This is a genomic window from Tetzosporium hominis (assembly GCF_002265435.1).
GTDB classification, from domain to species: domain Bacteria; phylum Bacillota; class Bacilli; order Bacillales_A; family Planococcaceae; genus Chryseomicrobium; species Chryseomicrobium hominis.
Genome location: NZ_NOKQ01000234.1, coordinates 1 through 250 on the forward strand (window position 1 = coordinate 1; position 250 = coordinate 250).

Annotated in this window: 1 pseudogene; it reads left to right on the forward strand. The window is 49.6% G+C overall.

Annotated elements, in window-relative coordinates:
• Positions 1–250 (forward strand): annotated as a pseudogene (locus CF394_RS11330) (flagellar hook-associated protein FlgK); the annotation flags it as partial.

Genomic DNA, 250 nt, shown 5'->3' on the forward strand with positions numbered 1-250 from the left:
GAGCCTGCAAAGGGAGCCGCCGGCAAAATCAAAGTAGCCGATGAGATCATGAATTCAAAAGGCGATAAAGTCGCCGCATCGCTGAATGGTGAAGCGAGTGACAACGCCAACGCGACAAATCTGGCTGCTGTCTTCACCAAAAAAATGCAAATCGGCGAAAAAACGACGACTGTTTTCGACTATTACGCAGGCATCATCGGTGAAATGGGCGTAAAAGCCCAGGAAACCAACAGGCTGGCCAAGAATACAG